Origin of the sequence: Kribbella sp. NPDC004875 (genome assembly GCF_042873375.1) — a bacterium.
In the GTDB taxonomy this organism is placed as follows: Bacteria; Actinomycetota; Actinomycetes; order Propionibacteriales; family Kribbellaceae; genus Kribbella.
The window spans coordinates 93,022-110,322 of sequence record NZ_JBIALI010000006.1 but is presented as its reverse complement, the minus strand read 5'-3'; the positions used below and the strand labels follow the sequence as shown (position 1 = coordinate 110,322).

Genomic DNA, 17,301 nt, shown 5'->3' with positions numbered 1-17,301 from the left:
GCTACCGCAGCGCCGCGCTGACGTCCGGCTGCGCACCCAACTGCGCCCGGAACACCAGCGACGTCGACAACGGCCACGCAGCCACCTGAGGTACGTCGTCATCCGCAGGCTTCGCCGCCGGCATCAGCGTGACGCCCGCAACGACCGTCCCGCGTGTCTGCTGCACCATCAGGTACGTCGCTCGCGGCTGTGCCGGGAACGGGAACGGTGTGGTCGCCCCGGCCACCACGTCCAGCGCCCGCGTCATCAGGACCCGCCCGCGCGCGTCCCGCAGCTCGAACTTCACACTGCCCGTCTTGCCCGGCGCCGTCACCTGCAGCACGGCAGGCTGCTGGTGCGCCGGCAACACGAGGTACGCCGGTCCGGTCAGCGCTTCCGCCGACCCGATGGACGCGAACTCCTTGCGACTCGCGTCGGTCACCCGCATCGACGCGGTGACGGGCTGGTCCGACGTGAGCGTGACCCCACTGGCGTCACCGTGCAGCACTGGGTCGAGCATGAACGTCTTCACCGAGCCGGCCGCGATCTGGACGGTCTCCAAACCGGCGGGCTTGAACGGCCCGTTCGGCCCGTTCACCGTGAGGCTGGCGGTCGCCTGCAGGTCCGACGGGTTCGCCACCGACAGAATCCGCAGACCGCCACCGGCCGCCACCGCTGGCACGAACACCTTGGTCGCGGGCGCAGCTGACGCGTTCAGCCAGTCCACACCGCTCGGCTGATTGCCGGTCGACGCGTTGGAGCGGACGGCGGCCGCTACGCGACCACCTGTCGACTCGACGTGCAGAGCGATGTCGCGGAGGTTCGGAGCGACCTCCTTGAGGTACAACGCGAAAGTGCCGTGCGCCGGGACCACGATGCCGCGAGCAGCGGGCAGGTCCTGCGCACCGGAGCGCGCGAACACACCGACGTTCACCTCGGCGTTGACGCTGTCCAGGTTGGTCAGCACCAGTACATCGCGCCGGTCACTCGCACCGGACGCACCGACGAACCAGAAGTCCGAACCGGGCGCCTGGCAGGCCACGCTGGCCATCCCGCTGTTCACGCCGTCCTGCGCGGTCGTCGTACTCGTGCCGACCGTACCGGCGGCCAGCGGACCGGTGCCCTGGATGGACAGCGGCTCCGGCTTCACGACCACAGCGCTCGAAGCGATGGTTCCGCGGGTCAGCAGGGAGCCGACCGGGTTGGAGGTGGCGGGCAGCGGCGCGATCGTCAACGGCTGGGCGTCGCCGGACGCGGTCGGCGTGCCTTCGGGCAGCGTCGGGGACACCGCGTTCACCACGCTGGCCATCTTGCCGCCGGGCGACAGCACCGGGCAGGACAACGCCGTACGGTTCACGACTGCGCGAGACGGCTCGGTCACGGCCGCCTCCGGGCGCGTGTCCGCGGACTTGGGATGAGTGACCACCCCGAGCGCGGCCAGCACGGCCATGGCGGCGACGACGGCCCCGATCCGCAGCCGCGGGTCGGACAGCAACCTCACCGGGGGTCCCTCCTCGCGTGTGTGCCTTGCGGTACGGCGACAGTGCGGCGGACCGTCGGCAGACAGAACACCAGTGCGATGATCCAGCCGATCAGACCGAGGATGCGCCACATCGTGTGGGTCTGGTCGACCAGCGGGGTCTTGCCCTCGATCTTCGACCGGTCCACCAGCCAGGACGCGTCACCGTCGTTCGCACTGGCTCTGGTCAGACCGGGCAGCGAGTCGAGCGTTGCCTGGAGCGTCGTGTCCACCGGACCGGGCAGGTACACGTAGTCGATCGCCAGACCGGCCAGCTGCCGCCCCTCCTCACCACTACCGCCGCCACCGAGGGTCGCCAGTACGTCGGTGATCGGCTTGGTCTGCGCCGCGCTCGGAGCCGCCTCGATCGACCCCATCCGCGGTCCGCCGTCCTTCACCAGCGAGAACCGCATCTGGCCGCCCGGTGCCTTGCGCACCACCAGGATCGAGTTGTTGTCCGGAGGATCCTGCGAGGCCACGAGGTACGCCGGGAGGTCCTGCGCAGGCCCCCGCCAGAGCGGACCGTCGCTCCCTCGCACCAGCCAGAACCCGGCGGTCACGACAGTCGTCAGCAGTACGACGCCGAGCACGCCCTGCACGATGATCTCGGTGGACTTGCCGACCGAGTCCCACGCGACCGTCACGGCGATCACCCAGCCGGCGGTCATCAGGAACATCAGCGGCCCGCTGCCACCACCCAGCCGGCTGGCCACCAGCGTCCCGGCCAGACCGGCCAGTGCGGCGAACCACCCGAGCAACTCGTACCGCTGCCGCGACTGACGCAGCAGACACACCAGAGCCACCACGATGAGCGGTACGGCGAGCCACCAAGGCGTCGGCCCGCCGATCGGCGTGCCGGTGAGCAGATGCGGGAGGCTGTCGCCCGGACCGACCGCGGCGGTCGGCGGACCGCCCGCCTCCTGGCCCAGCTTCGACGGGTGCCGCACCAGGTCGATCGTCCACGGCAGAACCAGCACGAGACCCAGCACGACGGAGAAGACGAGCTGACGGCCCTGTCGCCGCCAGCCCAGCCCGAACACCGCACCGAGAACGAGCAGGACACCGATCAGCAGCCCCAGCGCCGGCGTGAACGCGAACAGCACGGCCAGACAGATCCCGGCGAACCACGCGGCCCGCCAGCTGCCCTGGATCACGACACGCCGCCGTCGCGCCACGGTGTGCACGGCGGCCCCGAGCAGCGGCAGCACGATCGCCGCCACACACGTTCCGAGCCGTCCCTGCGTGATCGCGCCGTTCGTGAACACCGCCAGCCCGTACGCCGCTGCGCCCCAGGCGCGCGCCACACGGTCGACGACGAACGATCGCAGCAACGCCCAGGCCGCCAGACCCGCCAGCGGCACCGCACCGAGCAACAGCAGGTTCGTCGCACCGGTCGGGCCGAACATCACCGTCGAGAAAGCCCACATCTGCGCCAACCACGCAGGTGGTGTCACGCCCGGCGGAGCGGAAGCGGCGGCATGCCACAGGGCCGCGAGGTTCTCCTGGGCCGGAAGCAGGAGGTTGGAGCGGAGGACGCCGCCGCCGATCAGGTCGCGCGCGGAGATCAGCGCTCCGATCGCCAGCACGACCCAGGCGACCAGGAACGGCCGCCGGATCAGCTGACGCCGCCAGCGCGGCTGGTCGGCCGCTACCCGGGCTGTCGACTTGGCCCGGCGAGCAGTGGTGACGACCTGCTCTTCCGGCTCATCCGCCCAGGCTTCACGGATCCGCTCGGAGATCGTGCTGGTGGTTTCCTCCAGGTTGTGCCGCAATGCGTGCACGGACCGGGAGAACAGGCCCTTGATCTGGTCGTACGGGACCTGGTCGAGGTTTCTTCGGTTCTTGCGGGCTGTTGTCCAGCCACCGGCCAGGAGCGTGCCGAGCAAAGCGGTCCACTCGTCGACGGCACCTGACGGGGTCTTGCCGAGCAGAAACCAGATCGACCGCATCACGGTGCCGAGCAGGAACCGCAGGATCAGCAGGGGCAGTAGTTTGCCCGGTGCGTTCGCGAGGACCGTGTAATACGCATGTGCGCGGTCCAGTTGGTAGGCGTGGCGACGAGTTCCGGCCAGCGCCCGCTCACCGGTCGCCGCGGCTTGCGCGTGGTAGACGACCGCGTCCGGCGCGACGCCGACCTGATAGCCCGCGCGGCTCGCGCGCCAGCCGAAGTCGATGTCGTCGCGGAACATCGGCAACCGCGGGTCGAACCCGTGCAGCGCTTCCCAGACGTCGCGGCGTACCAGCATGCCGGCCGAGCTGACCGCGAGCACGTTCCGGGCCTGGTCGTGCTGGCCCTGGTCGAGCTCGCCGTTCTCGATCCCGGTGTCGCGGCGACCGCCGAGCGAGGTGGTGACGCCGACCTCGAGCAGTTCGCGGTCCCGCGGCCAGAGCCGCAGCTTCGGCCCCCAGACGCCGGTGTTCGGCGACATTGTGGCCTGGAGCAACAACTTCTCCAGCGCCTTCGGTGCCGGTGCGCAGTCGTCGTGCAGCAGCCACAGCCACTCCACCACGGGCATGTGCCCGTCGTCGCCGTACGGGCCGACGGCGCTCGGGATCGGCGCGAAACCGTGCGTCTCCAGGCCGCGGGCGACCGCGAGGCCGAAGCCGGTGCGTGCCGAGAGGCTCACCACCGGTTCGACGCCGGGCATCGCGGCGAGCAGTTCGGCGGTCTCGTCGGTGGAGCCGGTGTCGACCGCGATCAGCCGGTCCGGACGCGGGTTGAGCGCCCACAACGCCTCGGACAGCCGCGGCAGCCAGGCCGCGCCTTCGTGGCCGACCACCACCGCGGTGACGACATGGCGAACTCGCGGACGACCCATCGGGTCGTCGATGTGATCGGTCGGGAAGTCGACGGAGTCGAAGAATTCCCAGCCGGCCGGAGCTTGTTGTTCCATGCGGAGCTGTGACACCTCGATGCTTGCGGACGGTCACCGCGACCGCAGTCCCGGCGAGGAATCACCATACAGCCGCCGCCGGAATAGCCCGAAAGCCGCGGGCCCCGGGGATGATCACCCCGGGGCCTCGCGGAAGTCCATCGTGAAGTTGTCTGCTGCGTTCGGACCGTCAGACGGCCTTTTTCTTCAGCTTGCGGCGTTCCCGCTCCGACAGGCCGCCCCAGATCCCGAAGCGCTCGTCGTTCTGCAGCGCGTACTCGAGGCACTCGCCCCGGACGTCGCAGCCGAGGCACACCTTCTTGGCCTCGCGCGTGGATCCGCCCTTCTCCGGGAAGAACGCTTCTGGGTCGGTCTGGGCGCACAACGCCCTTTCCTGCCAGTTCGGCTCCTCCTCGATCGCCTCACCGTCGACAATCGCCATCAGGCTCTCTGTCACGGTCCGACCTCCTCGACCCTGTTCGTTCCCCTGTACATGTGGGTTTGCGGTCCACATGCCTGACCTCGTCCGTCCTGCGCTCTGCAACGGTCCCCGATACCGAGTGTCCAACGAACGACACGGTTGAAATTACATTCCTGCAATCCACGAAAGTCAAGCCGTGCTCTGCTATTGGGATCATCCGCAACATGGCCGCAAAAGAACGAGAGGCCTGTAGATACAGGCCTCTCGCGCTGTGTACCCAAGATTCAAACCCGATCCCGGCGGATTTTTCCCACCCACGCAGGAGAAGGCTTTCCCTTCCTGATCAGGAAGGCTGCGACCACCAGCCCTGCTGGCCCTGCTGCGGGTTCTGGTCGTTCTTGTCCGGGTCGACCCGCGGGTCGACCCGGGTCTCGTCACCGGCCTCGGTCTGCGCGGGCTCCGTGGCGCTCGGCTGCTGCTCCGCTGCCGGCGTGTCCTCGGCCTGCCAGGCCTGCTCCTGCTGCCAGGCCTGCTGCGCCTGCTGAGCTTCGCTCGGCTGCTCGTGCGAGCCCTCTTCGACGACCGCGGCACCCTGGGCGCCCTGGTCCTGCTGGCCCCACTCCTGCTGACCGTGCTGCTCGTGCTGACCGGCCTGCTCGTGCTGACCGTGCTGCTCCGGCTGGCCGTACTCCTGACCGGACCACTGCTGCTGGGCGGCGTCGCCGGCACCCCAATGCTGCTGCTGCTCCTGCGGCCACTGCTGGCCCTGGCCCTCGTCGTGGCCACGCCACTGCTGCTGGCCTTCGGCGCTCCACGCCTGCGTAGGCTCAGCGGCCTGCTGGCCTTCGGCGGACCAGGCCTGCTCGCCCTGGCCGGAGTGCTGCGCGGAGTGCTGACCGTGCTGAGCCTCGGCCTGACCGGCCGACCAGTTCTGCTGCTCGCCCTGGTTCCAGCCCTGCTCCTGCGGCCACTGCTGCTGGTCGCCCTGACCCGCCGCGTAACCACCGGCAGCGCCGGCCGCCGCGTAACCGCCGTACTGAGCCTGGTCGTGTCCCTGGTCGTACTGGCCGCCGTACTGACCCTGCTGGCCCTGCTGGAAGCCCTGCTGACCCTGCTGGTAGCCCTGCTGGCCGTACGGCGCGGTCTGGCCGTACTGCTGGCCCTGCTGCGGGAACTGGCCGGGCTTCGGCGCCCGCGCCGGCGCCGGCATTGCCTGGAACGTCTTCAGGATGTAGAAACCGGCCGCGCCGTACAGGGCGAGCGCCCCGAGCGCGGTCAGGAAGTTCGTGATGTTGACCCCGGCGGACGCGCCGCTGTTGAAGGTCGCGAACCCGGCGAGCAGCACGACCAGAGCCAGCACACCCGTGATCACGAGCGCGACCAGCGCGACCAGCCGCGCGTTCGGGGTCCGCTCACCCTCGTTCACCAGCCAGACCGCGCCGACCAGCGCGATCAGCAGCGCCAGCCCGGAGGTCTGGAACGGGCCGACATCCCGGAACGCACCGGCCGAACCAGCGACGAAACCGGAGCCGGTGACGAACAGCTGGAGCAGCGCCGAGAGCGCGAACAGGGCAGCGAAAGCGAGCAGAATATACGCGACCGGCTCTTTGAGCTTCTTGGTTGCGTCGGTGACCACGAGGGCTCCTCGGATGTTGGGGGGCCGTACAACTGAGCTGTGCGGATGCATCTGACCCCCCGCAGCATAGTCGTGCGGTGGTCCGACGCATTGACGACTCGTGCAGACTCTTCCCATGCGATTGACAGTGCTGGCCGGTGGCATCGGCGGTTCCACCTTCCTGCGCGGGCTGCTGAAGGCCCGCCCGGACGCCGAGATCACCGTCGTGGGGAACACCGCCGACGACATCACCCTGTTCGGGCTGCGGGTCTGCCCCGACCTCGACACCGTGATGTACACGCTCGGCGGCGGGATCTCCGAGGAACGCAAATGGGGCCGTGAGGACGAGACCTGGGTGATCAAGGAGGAGCTCGCGGCGTACGGCGTGGAGCCCACCTGGTTCGGGCTCGGCGACCGCGACGTCGCGACCCACCTGGTGCGCACCCAGATGCTCGACGCCGGCTACAGCCTCACCGCGGTCACCGAAGCCCTGTGCAGCCGCTGGAAACTGCCGGTCCGGCTGCTGCCGATGAGTGACGACCGGATCGAGACCCACGTCGTGGTGGACGACCCGGAGAACCCGGGGCGCCGCAAGGCGATCCATTTCCAGGAGTACTGGGTCCGCTACCAGGCCGAGATCCCCGCGCACCAGATCATCGCGGTCGGTCAGGACAAGGCCAAGCCCGCGCCGGGTGTCCTGGAGGCGATCGCGGACTGCGACGTACTGATCGTCCCGCCGTCCAATCCCGTGGTGTCGGTCGGCACGATCCTCGGCGTACCAGGAGTCCGGGACGCGGTCCGCGAGACGGCCGCGCCGGTCATCGGGCTGTCGCCGATCATCGGCACCGGTCCGGTCCGTGGAATGGCGGACAAGGTGCTGGCCACCGTCGGTGTCGCGTCGACCGCCTCGGCCGTCGCGCGGTACTACGGTTCGCGGTCGTCCGGCGGCGTACTGGACGGCTGGCTGATCGACAGCTCGGACGCGATCCAGGCGGACTCGATCGCCGGAGCCGGAATCAATGTGCAGGCCGTCCCGTTGTGGATGACGGACGAGACCACGACCGCCGCGATGGCTCACGCGGCCCTGAACCTCGCGGAGGCCGTACGGCGATGAGGAAGCACCTGGAAATCTTCCCGGTGACCGGACTGCCCGAGGTGGCGGCCGGGGACGACCTGGCCGCGCTGATCGCCGACGGCACCGATCTGCGCGACGGCGACGTCGTCTCGGTGACGTCGAAGATCGTCAGCAAGGCGGAGGGCCGGCTGACGTACGGCACCCGGCAGGAGGCGGTCGACGCCGAGCTCGTGCGGGTCGTCGCGCAGCGTGGTGAGACCAGGATCGTGCAGACCCGCCACGGCCTGGTGATGGCCGCCGCGGGCACCGACACGTCCAACACCGCTCCCGGCACGGTCCTGCTGCTCCCCGTCGACCCCGACGCGTCGGCACGCGCGCTGCGCACCGCGCTGAAGGAGCGGTACGACGTGAACGTCGGCATCGTGGTGACGGACACCCTCGGCCGCCCGTGGCGCAACGGTCAGACCGACCTCGCGATCGGAGCCGCCGGAGTCCGGGTGGTCGAGGACCTGCGCGGTACGACGGACAGTCACGGCAACGTCCTCGCGGTCACCGAGCCGGCGCTGGCCGACGAGATCGCGAGCGCGAGTGAGCTGGTGAAGGGCAAGGCGGACGGCGTTCCGGTCGCCGTACTGCGGGGGCTCGACGACGCCGTGCTGCCGGTCGGTGAGCACGGACCCGGGGCGCGGGCGCTGGTACGGGACGCGGAGTTCGACATGTTCAGCCTGGGTACGCGGGAGGCCGCGCGGGCCGCCGTACTCGAACGGAAGGCACCTGCTGGGCCGCGGGAGGTCGACCCCGCTGTCTGGTCGGGGTTGCTGGCCGAGGTGGACGACGTACGGCTGGAGGTGGGTGACAACGCTGTCACGGTGTTCGGCGAGGAGCCGGTCACCGTCGGGGTGGTGGCCGAGCGGCTCGCCGTCCTGCTGCACGCCGAGGGGTACGGCGTCGCGGTCCGGCCCGGGCCCGGCAGCGAGGCGACGGTCACGTTCGGCTCACGGTCTGCCTAGATCGGCAGTAGTTTTCTAGGCAACTTCTTAGGGTCACCTCGTACACTGCCATCGCACGGCGGCGCGGTGGCCGCCCTAATCCCGGGAAGACCAACACTGTGGGTAAAGCGTCGTCGCAGAAACAGTCGCGCCGCGAGATGATCGAGAAGATGCAGCGCGAGCAGGCCCGCTCGGACCGCCGCCGCACGATCATCATCGTGGTGTGCTCCATCGTGGTCGGCCTGGCCATCATCGCCTACCCGGCGGTCAAGCTGATCCAGGACTCCCGGACCAAGAACCAGGCACTCACCGACTTCGGCGTCGCCGCCTCCGCCGCGTCCTGCGACCCGGCCACCAACGACGAGGCCGGCGGCACCCAGGACCACCGCCCCGACGGCGAGAAGATCATGTACTCGGTGTCGCCGCCGTCGTCCGGCCCGCACTACGCCGTCTGGGCGCCGTTCGACAAGAAGTTCTACTCGACCGGCGACCGTCCCCCGGTGGAGAACCTGGTCCACAACCTCGAGCACGGCTACACGATCCTCTGGTACCGCGACACGCTGCCGAAGGACCAGATCGACCAGATCGAGAAGATGGCCAAGTCCCAGCTCCCCGACAGCGCGAACGGCAAGTTCATCGCCGCGCCCTTCAAGGAGTCCGACGGCAAGGCCTGGCCGGCCGGCAAGAACCTCGCCTTCGCCCACTGGAGCGGCCCCGACGCCTCCCAGAAGTCCTTCGGCCACCGGCAGTTCTGCGGCTCGGTCAGCGGCGACGCCCTGAAACAGTTCATGGAGAAATACCCCGCCGCCGACGCCCAAGAACCCAACGGCGGCTGACCTCCCCCAGCACCCGTCGAACGCCCCGAGGCCATCCCTCGGGGGCGTTCGCACGTCGTCCCGGCATCCTGCGCCGTTTGAGGGGCCGGCCCCTCACCTGATGGGGTGCGGACCCGAAAGGCCAGGGGCCACCCCACTGTTTGAGGGGCCGGCCCCTCAAACAGCATGCGGCGGGTTCGTCATGCGCTGGGCGGCGCCGCGTCGGAGCTAGATGTAGTTGGCGTGGTCGGATTGGACCTGGGCTACCAGGTCCTTCACGCGTTCGCCGTCCGACAGTGGGCAGACCATCGTGACGTCCTGGGTGTGGACGATGATGTGGCTGCGGAGGCCGACCGCGGCGACCAAGTGGTCGGGATCGTCGGTGACGATGATGTTGTCGTGGGAGTCGAGGAGGCAGCTCAGGGTGATGCTGTCGGTGCGGTTGCCGTTCGCGTCGGCGTCGTACGTGTCGGCCAACGCGGCCCACGAGCCGACGTCCAGCCAGTGCACCGGCATCGGTACGACGACCACGTCGGCGTCGACCTTGCCTTGGGAGGCGGGTTCCATCACGGCGTAGTCGACGCTGATCTTGCGCAGGTTCGGGTAGATCTCGGCCAGCGTCGCCTCGCGCTCGTCGGTGTCCCACACCGCGGCGACCTGACGCAACCGGGTCGCGGACTCCGGCAGTAGCGAGTCGAGGACGTTGAGCACGGTCGAGGCCTGCCAGACGAACATGCCGGAGTTCCACCAGAAACGCCCGGTCGCCAGATACTCCTCGGCGGTCGCCCGGTCGGGCTTCTCGCGGAAGCGGTCGACGACGAAGGCGTGCGTACCGTCGATCGCGGCGCCACGCTCGATGTACCCGAGCCCGGTGTGTGGATGCGTCGGTTCGATCCCGAACGTCACCAGCGACCGCGGCCGCGCCTCGACCACCTCGAACCCGTGCTCGATCGCGGCCCGGAACTCCTGCTCGGGGCTGATCAGGTGGTCGGACCCGACGAACGCGACGACCGCGTCCGGATCGTTCCGGGCCACTACCGCGGACGCGAGCCCGACGGCGTTCGCGGTGTCCCGGCGGGCGGGCTCACCGATGATGTTGTGTTCGCCGAGTTCGGGGAGTTCCTTGCGTACGACGTCGGTGATCGCACCGACCGTGCACACATAGATGTTCTCCGGCGCGACCAGTCCACGCAGGCGGTTGTACGCCACCCGCAGCAACGACTGCCCGGCCGCCAACGGCAGCACCTGCTTCGGCCTGTCGTCTCTGGACATCGGCCACAGCCTGGTCCCCGAACCGCCTGCCAGGATCACCACGTTCCGCATGGGGACAGACCCTACCGGTCGTCACCAGGCGGTGGCGGAATCCGCAGGTGCTGAAGGTCGGGCGGTACTGGCGAGTCCGCCGGCTGCCAGAACAGCTCGGACTGCCCGTCGAGCGCCGTCGCGGGCGCGTCGGTGAGCTGGAAGCGGTCCCGCAACCGCCCGTAGAAGTCGGTCGGACGCAGCCGCACGAGCCGCAGTCGCTGCGGCGATCCGTACACCCCGATCCAGTCCCCCGGGTCGAGTACGCCGCGCAGCTGCCCGTCGATGCTGACCGCCGCTTGCCCCGAGTGCGGCAGCACCCGCAGCGCGATCGGCTCGTCCGGCGCCGCGACGACCGTCCGGTTGAAGGTCATGTGCGGTGCGACCGGAGTGAACACGATCGCTTCGGTGTTCGGCGACAGGATCGGTCCGCCCGCGGCGAAGCTGTACGCCGTCGAGCCGGTCGGCGTCGCAACGATCACCGCGTCCGCGGAGTACGACGCCAGCAACCGCCCCGACAAGTACACGCCCAACGCCACCTGGTGGTCCCGCGCCAGTTTCTCGACGACCACGTCGTTCAGCGCGGTCACGTCCAGGGCCATCCCCCAGCCGTCCCCCTCGGCCATCTCGTGCCGCACCGGTGGGGGCGGCAGCGCCGGCCCGTGCCCGTACCGCAGCAGCGACTCGATCCCGGTCGGGATCTCCAACGGCCGCGACGCCCGCATGGTGAGCGTCATCCGTTCCTCGTACGTCGCTCCGCCGTGGTGTACCGCCTCCAGCGCGGCCTCGACGTCGCGGCACGCCACCTCGGTCAGGAATCCGACCTTTCCGAGGTCGACGCCGAGCACCGCCGCGTTGTTCTTCGCCGCGATCCGCGCGCCGCGCAGGAACGTCCCGTCGCCGCCGAGGGTGACCACGAGGTCCGGATCACCGGCGTGGTGCAGCTCGTCGGTGCCACTGCGGCGTTCCTGATGGTCCTTCCAGACGTCGATGTCGGTGCAGCCGATCCCATGGTCGGCCGCCCACTTGCGCACGGTCCCGGCGGTCTCCACCGCCACCGCCCGCCCCTGGTGCACCACCAGTCCGATCCGCTCGATCGCCACTAGCCCTCCTCCGCCCTCGCAACCACCGTATCCGGCGACTTCGTGCACCCACCGCCGGTCTGGAGCGCCCCGAAACGCGCGGTGGGTGCACAAAGTGTGTCAGTCGGGGGCTTCGGTGCGGGCGGCGGTGACGATCGGGTCGGTTTCGTCGTCGAACTCGCCGATGACCTCCTCGAGGAGATCTTCCAGGGCGACCACACCGATCGCCTGCTCGCCACCGCAGACGACCGCGAGCTGTGACCGTTCGTCACGCATCGTCCGGATCGCCTTGGCCACGGGCGTGTTCTCGCCGAGTTCGAGCGCCGGCATCATCAGGTCCGCGGCGCGGCTGCCGGTGTCGCCGGCGGTCGTCGCGCGGGCGGCGTCGCGGACGTGCACGATGCCGCAGATCGACGTACCGGAGCTGACGACCGCGAGGCGGGAGTGGCCTTCGCGGCGGCTGATCAGCTCGACCTCGCGGGCCGACGCGGACGCGGACACCGTGGAGAGCTGGGCGATCGGCGTCATCACCTGGCCGACCGTGGTGTTCTGCAACGCGAGCATCGCGGTGAGCAGGTCGTGCTCGGGCTCCTCGAGGGTCCCGTGCTCGCGGGAGGACTCGATCAGCAGCCGTAGCTCGTCCGGCCCGTGGGCGTTGGCGATCTCGTTCTGCGGCGTGACTCCGACCAACCGGACGCACAGGTTGGCGATCCAGTTCAGGACGCTGAGCAGCGGCCGGAAGACGTACGTGAAGCCGCGGAACGGCAACGCGAGCACGAGCGCGGAGCGCTCCGGATCGCTGATCGCCCACGACTTCGGTGCCATCTCGCCGAGCAGGACATGCAGCAGACCGATGCCGCCGACCGCGATGATCAGCGCGATCACGTGCCCGACGCCCTCCGGCACGTGCGCGAGCTCGAACAGCGGGTGCAGCAGGTGCGCGATCGCCGGCTCGCTCAGCGAGCCGAGGCCCAGCGTGCACAACGTGATCCCGAGCTGCGCGCCCGCCAGCATCAACGACAACTCGCTGACACCCGCGATCGCGGCCCGGGCCGAACGGCTGCCCGACGCGGCCAGCTCCTCGAGCCGATGCCGCTTCGACGCGACCAGGGCGAACTCGGCGGCCACGAAGAACCCGTTCAACGCCAGCAGTACGGCGGAGATGATCAGCGCCCACGTCGTACTCATCCGACCCGCTCCATCATCACGATGCCGGGCACCCGGCGCTCGATCGTCTGCACCGTCAACCGCACGGACTCGGTCGGGATCGGTTTGCCCTCGTGGTCGATGCGCTGCGGCAGCTCCACGACGAGGTCGTCGCCGACGACCGGGATCCTCCCGAGCCGGGCCATCACCAGCCCGGACACGGTCTCGTAGTCGTCACTGTCCGGCAGCTGTACGCCGGTGGCCTCCGCGACCTCGTCGAGCCGCCACCTGGCCGGGACCACCCACGACCCGTCCCCGCCCTGGACCAGTCCGGTCTCAGGCAGGTCGTCCTCGTCGCGGATCTCCCCGACGAGTTCCTCGGCGATGTCCTCCAGCGAGACGATGCCCGCGAAACCGCCGTACTCGTCGACGACGATCGCGAGCTGCCGGCGGGCGACCCGGAGCCGCTCGAGGACTCCCGGCAGCGGCAGTGTCGTCGGTACGGCGACCGGTGGCGACGCCAGCGAACCGACGGCGATCGTCCCGCGATCGGCCGGTTCCAGCTCGACCACGTCGCCGATCCCGACCACGCCGATCACCTCGTCGACCGATTCGCCGATCACCGGGAACCTGCTGTGCCCGGTGTCCTGCAGCTCGACCACCCGGGTGAGCGGTTCGTCGCGATGCATGGTGACCACGTCGACCCGCGGGACCATCGCCTCACCGGCGGTCCGGCCGCGGAAGTCCAGGCCGCGGTCCAGCAGCCGCATGGTGTCCTGGTCCAGCAGCCCCTGCTCGTACGACGTCTCGATGATCCGGTCCAGCTCCTGGGGCGTCGCGCCCTGTGGCAGTTCCTCGACCGGTTCGATGCCGACGCGGCGCAGGATCCGGTTCGACGCCGAGTCGAACAGGTGGATCACCGGGCCGGCGACGGTCAGGTAGAGCAGCGTCGACCGCGCCAGCCGGAGCGCGATCGCCTCGGCCTTCGCGATCGCCAGGTTCTTCGGGGCCAGTTCACCGAGCACCATCTGGATGATCGTTGCCAGCAGCAACGCCAGGATCACCGAGACGGACATACTCACGGCCTGCGGAACCCCGGCCGCGCCGAGCAGGTGCTCGAGCCCCTCGCCGAGGTAGGGCTCGGCGAAGTAACCGGCCAGCAGCGCGGTGATGGTGATACCGACCTGCGCGCCGGACAGCACGAACGACAGCCGGGCGGTGACCTTCAGCGCCCGGGCGGCCGCCGCGTCACCGCCTTCGGCCAGTGTCCGCAGCCGGCTGCGGTCGACGGCGACGTACGCGAATTCCTGGGACACGAAGTAGCCGGTGGCAACGGTCAGCACCAGGATCAGGCCCAGGCCGGCCAGGATCAGCATGACAAAACCTTAGGAGAACTCCAGCGACTGCAGTACTGCGGGGTCGGTGACGTCGAGCCCTTCCTCGGCGGCCTTGTTGTACGCACGCATCCGGACCGCGTCCCCACCCTCGGCGGTCTCACCGGCGATCCAGTAGGCAACCGTGTGCAGATCGTCGCGGCCGACCCCGAGTTCGTCGACGAGGTACGGCCGGATCGAACGGACCACGCCCGCCTCGGCCGCACACCACGCCTGCAACCGCCCGGCCGGTCGGCGAAACCCGCGGACCGCCTGCTCCAGCACGCTGCCCGGCCCGGCGAGCGGCGGCGAATGGATCCACCGCACGTCCCCCTTCACCAGCGACCTGTCGGCCGGCGTCTCCGCCTGCAGGAACACGGTCGCCGGTACGTCGAGACTCTCGACGATGCTCGCGATCGCGGGCAACGACGTGGAGTCGCCGATCAACAGGTGATGATCGACATCCCCGGCGTGGAACTCACGCCGCATCCCGGCCAGGACCGCGGTGTCGCCGGGCCGGGTGTTCGCCAGCCAGGTGATCGCCGTGCCGTCGCCGTGCAGCGCGACGTCGAAGGCGAGTCGCCGGGTGTCCGGGTCGAAGGTGCGGACCGTGAAACCGCGGGTCAGCGGGGTCGGGCGGTCCTGCGGCCAGACCGGCGCGCCGGCCGGGCTGATCCTCGGCATCCGGACGCTGCCGGTCCCGTCCGGCGGGATCACCAGTGTGAACGCGTCCGCCGGCCGGATCGTCCGGTACGCCGCGAGCCCGTCCCCCTGCACCGTCACCCGACTGAACCCTGGGGTCAGCGCTTCGATGGTCTGCACCCGGACCGGGCAGATCACCCGGGAGTCACCGGAACGGGTCAGCCGCCTGATCTCACCGCGTATCGTCGATCCCCTCACAGAAAGTTAGGTTAACCTCACTGCGAGGGGTGGACGAGGGCCTTACCGAGGGGTGGACGGCTTCCACGGGACGACCTCGCCGTCGCGGACGAGTTCGCCGTACTGAGCGGGGTCGACGTGATCCGCGAGGATGAGGTCGGCGATCGGCTGGACGGCGTCGGCGGGCGACTTCGCCTGGCTGAAGTCCTCGAACCACGGGCGCGAGGCGCGGGTGTCGACGAGCCCCGGGCAGACGGACGCGACCAGGGTGTCCGTGGCGAGGTCCGCCGCGCGCCGGTCGGCGGCGACCGCGCGGACGGCGGCGACCTGGGCGACCTTCGACGGGAGGTTGATCCACTCCGGCCAGCCCTGCGCGGTCGCCGTACCGTCGTGGACCGCGGTCCGCCACTCCTCGACGGCTTTCTCGATGTCCTCGAGCGAGGCTCCGTCGAAGGTGGACCACAGGTGCTCCGGCAGGTGCTCCAGCGTGCCGAGCGAGCTGGCGACCACGATCAGCCGGCCGCCGGGCCTGAGGATCGGCCCGAAGGAGCGCAGGATGTACTGCGCTCCGAGGTTCGCGACGTCGACGAACTCGTCGACCTGCTCGACGGGTGTCTTGCCCGGCTCCAGCGGACCGACGGCGTTGGACACCACGATGTCCACACTCGCGAGCGTTGCCGCCAGCTGAGCTACGGCCTTCCCGTCGGTCACGTCGAGGACGCGGCCTTCGACCCTGGCCTGGAGGCCGCTGCCACGGTTGAGTTCGTCGACGGCCGCGGTGACACGTTCGGGGTTCCTGCCGGTGAGCAGGACCAGGTCCTCCGGGTTCATCCGGTGCGCGAGTTCCTGGACCAGTGCGTAGCCGATGCCTTGGTTGGCGCCGGTGACGAGGGCGACGCGTTGTGCTGTCATGTCGCCAACGTAGATCCGTCGCGCATATGACTCCAACGAAAGTTCGGCACCTGTGGGATGCGTAAACGTCATGGACTTCACCGACGTCTCGCTGGTCGCGTTGCGGGTGTTCCGGGAGGTCGCGGAGCGCGGTACGTTCACGGCTGCCGCGACGGCCCTCGGGTACACGCAGTCCGCGGTGTCGCGGCAGATCGCGACGCTCGAGCGGGCCGCCGGCGGGCAGCTTCTGGAGCGTCGTCGCGAAGGTGCCGCGTTGACGGCTGCCGGTCAGGTGGTACTGCGGAACGCGGCCGCCGTCCTGGATCAGATCGACGCCACCGCGCGCGAACTCGCCGGGCTTCCGTTCGCGGGCGGGACCGTTCGGCTCGGATGGTTCCCGAGCGCGGGCGCGGTGTTGTTGCCGCGGGCAATCAGCGCGGTACGGCGTACGCACCCGGCGGTGAGTGTGACGACGCGGGAGGGATCCACGCCCGCGCTGGTACGGGCGTTGCGGGCCGGGACGATCGATCTCGCGGTGATCGCGTCCGCACCGCCGTTCCGGCCGCCGGATGCCGAGTCGCCGGCGTTGAAGCTGGAGACGCTGGCCGAACGGAGCCTGCGGCTGGCGGTGCCGACGGGACATCCGCTGGCGGCGTACGACTCGGTGGAGGTTGGTGAGCTGCGGGGTCAGCGGTGGATCGCGGGACCCGCGTCGAGCAGCGAGCTGTGGATGGGGGTCTGGCCGGGGCTGGACGAGCGGCCGGTGATCGCGCACACGGTGCGTGACTGGTTCGCGAAGTTGCAGTTGGTCGCGGCCGGCGCCGGGCTGACCACGATCTCCGCGTCGATGGCGTCGGCGGTGCCCGCGGGTGTCCGCGTGGTCACCGTCCGAGGCGGCCCCCAGGAACTACGCCGTACCATCCTCGCCCGCCTCCCCGGCCGCATGCCGGAACCAGTAGCCCTATTGGCCGCGGCCCTCCGAGCCGCCGCCACCGAGCCCTGACCCCTCACCAGGCGCCTGCGGCGCCGGATCGGAGGTAGGAGCAGGCGGAGTTGCGGCCGGTGGGGCCGCCGGTGTTTGAGCTGCCTGTGGCTGCTGTGCGGTGGCCGCCTGTGGCTGGGTGATCTGGGGGGTTTCTTCGTCTTCGCCGTGGCGGGCCTTGTCGAACTCCTTCATCGCGCGGGCTGCGTTGCGGGTCAGCTCGGGGAGCTTCTTCGCGCCGAACAGCAGGACGACGATCACCAGGATGACGATCCATTCGCCGCCCTCGGGCAACGCCAGCATTGGCATCATGACAAGCCTCTTTCCACGGTTCTCCCCACCAAAGTACGTCGGCCGGCG

The 17,301-nt window shown here is 69.9% G+C and carries 15 protein-coding genes; 4 read left to right on the top strand and 11 right to left on the bottom strand.

Annotated elements, in window-relative coordinates:
• Nucleotide 1 precedes the first annotated feature (1 nt).
• From ACFYRH_RS31020 to ACFYRH_RS31005, 4 genes are all read right to left on the bottom strand, one after another.
• Nucleotides 2-1,480, bottom strand: coding sequence for a DUF5719 family protein (locus ACFYRH_RS31020; protein ID WP_387782747.1), 1,479 nt, complete (start codon nt 1,478-1,480; stop codon nt 2-4).
• Complete coding sequence (locus ACFYRH_RS31015; protein WP_387782745.1) at nt 1,477-4,392, bottom strand: glycosyltransferase; 2,916 nt, start codon at nt 4,390-4,392, stop codon at nt 1,477-1,479. Before ACFYRH_RS31015 ends, ACFYRH_RS31020 begins: the two co-directional genes overlap by 4 nt.
• Before the next feature lie 169 nt (nt 4,393-4,561).
• Nucleotides 4,562-4,813 carry a WhiB family transcriptional regulator gene (locus tag ACFYRH_RS31010; protein WP_020389877.1) on the bottom strand — a complete coding sequence of 84 codons (252 nt, stop codon included), beginning with the start codon at nt 4,811-4,813 and terminating at the stop codon, nt 4,562-4,564.
• A 322-nt stretch (nt 4,814-5,135) separates the two neighbouring features.
• Nucleotides 5,136-6,428: a hypothetical protein gene (locus ACFYRH_RS31005; RefSeq protein ID WP_387782743.1), complete on the bottom strand. Its 1,293-nt coding sequence runs from the start codon at nt 6,426-6,428 to the stop codon at nt 5,136-5,138.
• Nucleotides 6,429-6,543: 115 nt separating this feature from the next.
• Between ACFYRH_RS31005 and cofD the strand changes: the two genes are divergently transcribed.
• From cofD to ACFYRH_RS30990, 3 genes are all read left to right on the top strand, one after another.
• Entirely contained in the window at nt 6,544-7,521 is a 978-nt protein-coding gene (gene cofD / locus ACFYRH_RS31000; protein WP_387782741.1) for a 2-phospho-L-lactate transferase, read from the top strand.
• Nucleotides 7,518-8,492 (top strand): coenzyme F420-0:L-glutamate ligase, encoded by a 975-nt coding sequence (locus ACFYRH_RS30995; protein ID WP_387782739.1) that lies wholly within the window; start codon nt 7,518-7,520, stop codon nt 8,490-8,492. The genes cofD and ACFYRH_RS30995 overlap by 4 nt, the downstream gene beginning before the upstream one ends.
• Before the next feature lie 98 nt (nt 8,493-8,590).
• Nucleotides 8,591-9,307, top strand: coding sequence for a DUF3105 domain-containing protein (locus tag ACFYRH_RS30990; RefSeq protein WP_387782737.1), 717 nt, complete (start codon nt 8,591-8,593; stop codon nt 9,305-9,307).
• 207 nt (nt 9,308-9,514) lie between these two features.
• Here the strand turns inward: ACFYRH_RS30990 and ACFYRH_RS30985 are convergent, their stop codons facing one another.
• From ACFYRH_RS30985 to ACFYRH_RS30960, 6 genes are all read right to left on the bottom strand, one after another.
• Nucleotides 9,515-10,609 carry a mannose-1-phosphate guanylyltransferase gene (locus ACFYRH_RS30985; protein WP_387782735.1) on the bottom strand — a complete coding sequence of 365 codons (1,095 nt, stop codon included), beginning with the start codon at nt 10,607-10,609 and terminating at the stop codon, nt 9,515-9,517.
• Nucleotides 10,610-10,620: 11 nt separating this feature from the next.
• Nucleotides 10,621-11,691, bottom strand: a complete 1,071-nt coding sequence (locus ACFYRH_RS30980) for an NAD(+)/NADH kinase (RefSeq protein ID WP_387782733.1) — start codon at nt 11,689-11,691, stop codon at nt 10,621-10,623.
• A gap of 99 nt (nt 11,692-11,790) precedes the next feature.
• Nucleotides 11,791-12,858, bottom strand: a complete 1,068-nt coding sequence (locus tag ACFYRH_RS30975; protein ID WP_387782731.1) for a hemolysin family protein — start codon at nt 12,856-12,858, stop codon at nt 11,791-11,793.
• Nucleotides 12,855-14,192, bottom strand: coding sequence for a hemolysin family protein (locus ACFYRH_RS30970; protein WP_387782729.1), 1,338 nt, complete (start codon nt 14,190-14,192; stop codon nt 12,855-12,857). Before ACFYRH_RS30970 ends, ACFYRH_RS30975 begins: the two co-directional genes overlap by 4 nt.
• Before the next feature lie 9 nt (nt 14,193-14,201).
• Nucleotides 14,202-15,011, bottom strand: a complete 810-nt coding sequence (locus ACFYRH_RS30965; RefSeq protein WP_387783948.1) for a siderophore-interacting protein — start codon at nt 15,009-15,011, stop codon at nt 14,202-14,204.
• A gap of 120 nt (nt 15,012-15,131) precedes the next feature.
• Nucleotides 15,132-15,980, bottom strand: coding sequence for an SDR family NAD(P)-dependent oxidoreductase (locus ACFYRH_RS30960; protein WP_387782727.1), 849 nt, complete (start codon nt 15,978-15,980; stop codon nt 15,132-15,134).
• A gap of 70 nt (nt 15,981-16,050) precedes the next feature.
• Here ACFYRH_RS30960 and ACFYRH_RS30955 point away from each other — a divergent pair, with 70 nt between their 5' ends.
• Nucleotides 16,051-16,962, top strand: a complete 912-nt coding sequence (locus ACFYRH_RS30955) for a LysR family transcriptional regulator (RefSeq protein WP_387782725.1) — start codon at nt 16,051-16,053, stop codon at nt 16,960-16,962.
• On the opposite strand, the gene ACFYRH_RS30950 is transcribed toward ACFYRH_RS30955, so the two are convergent.
• Nucleotides 16,921-17,253, bottom strand: coding sequence for a twin-arginine translocase TatA/TatE family subunit (locus tag ACFYRH_RS30950; RefSeq protein WP_387782723.1), 333 nt, complete (start codon nt 17,251-17,253; stop codon nt 16,921-16,923). The two genes, ACFYRH_RS30955 and ACFYRH_RS30950, sit on opposite strands and share 42 nt — an antisense overlap.
• Nucleotides 17,254-17,301: the final 48 nt, after the last annotated feature.

What these genes read in the sequence shown, in the direction of transcription:
- ACFYRH_RS31015 (WP_387782745.1), bottom strand. Translation starts at nt 4,392, where the DNA reads ATGGAACAACAAGCTCCGGCCGGCTGGGAATTCTTCGACTCCGTCGAC.
- ACFYRH_RS31010 (WP_020389877.1), bottom strand. Translation starts at nt 4,813, where the DNA reads ATGGCGATTGTCGACGGTGAGGCGATCGAGGAGGAGCCGAACTGGCAG.
- cofD (WP_387782741.1), top strand. Translation starts at nt 6,544, where the DNA reads ATGCGATTGACAGTGCTGGCCGGTGGCATCGGCGGTTCCACCTTCCTG.
- ACFYRH_RS30995 (WP_387782739.1), top strand. Translation starts at nt 7,518, where the DNA reads ATGAGGAAGCACCTGGAAATCTTCCCGGTGACCGGACTGCCCGAGGTG.
- ACFYRH_RS30985 (WP_387782735.1), bottom strand. Translation starts at nt 10,609, where the DNA reads ATGCGGAACGTGGTGATCCTGGCAGGCGGTTCGGGGACCAGGCTGTGG.
- ACFYRH_RS30975 (WP_387782731.1), bottom strand. Translation starts at nt 12,858, where the DNA reads ATGAGTACGACGTGGGCGCTGATCATCTCCGCCGTACTGCTGGCGTTG.
- ACFYRH_RS30970 (WP_387782729.1), bottom strand. Translation starts at nt 14,192, where the DNA reads ATGCTGATCCTGGCCGGCCTGGGCCTGATCCTGGTGCTGACCGTTGCC.
- ACFYRH_RS30960 (WP_387782727.1), bottom strand. Translation starts at nt 15,980, where the DNA reads ATGACAGCACAACGCGTCGCCCTCGTCACCGGCGCCAACCAAGGCATC.
- ACFYRH_RS30955 (WP_387782725.1), top strand. Translation starts at nt 16,051, where the DNA reads ATGGACTTCACCGACGTCTCGCTGGTCGCGTTGCGGGTGTTCCGGGAG.
- ACFYRH_RS30950 (WP_387782723.1), bottom strand. Translation starts at nt 17,253, where the DNA reads ATGATGCCAATGCTGGCGTTGCCCGAGGGCGGCGAATGGATCGTCATC.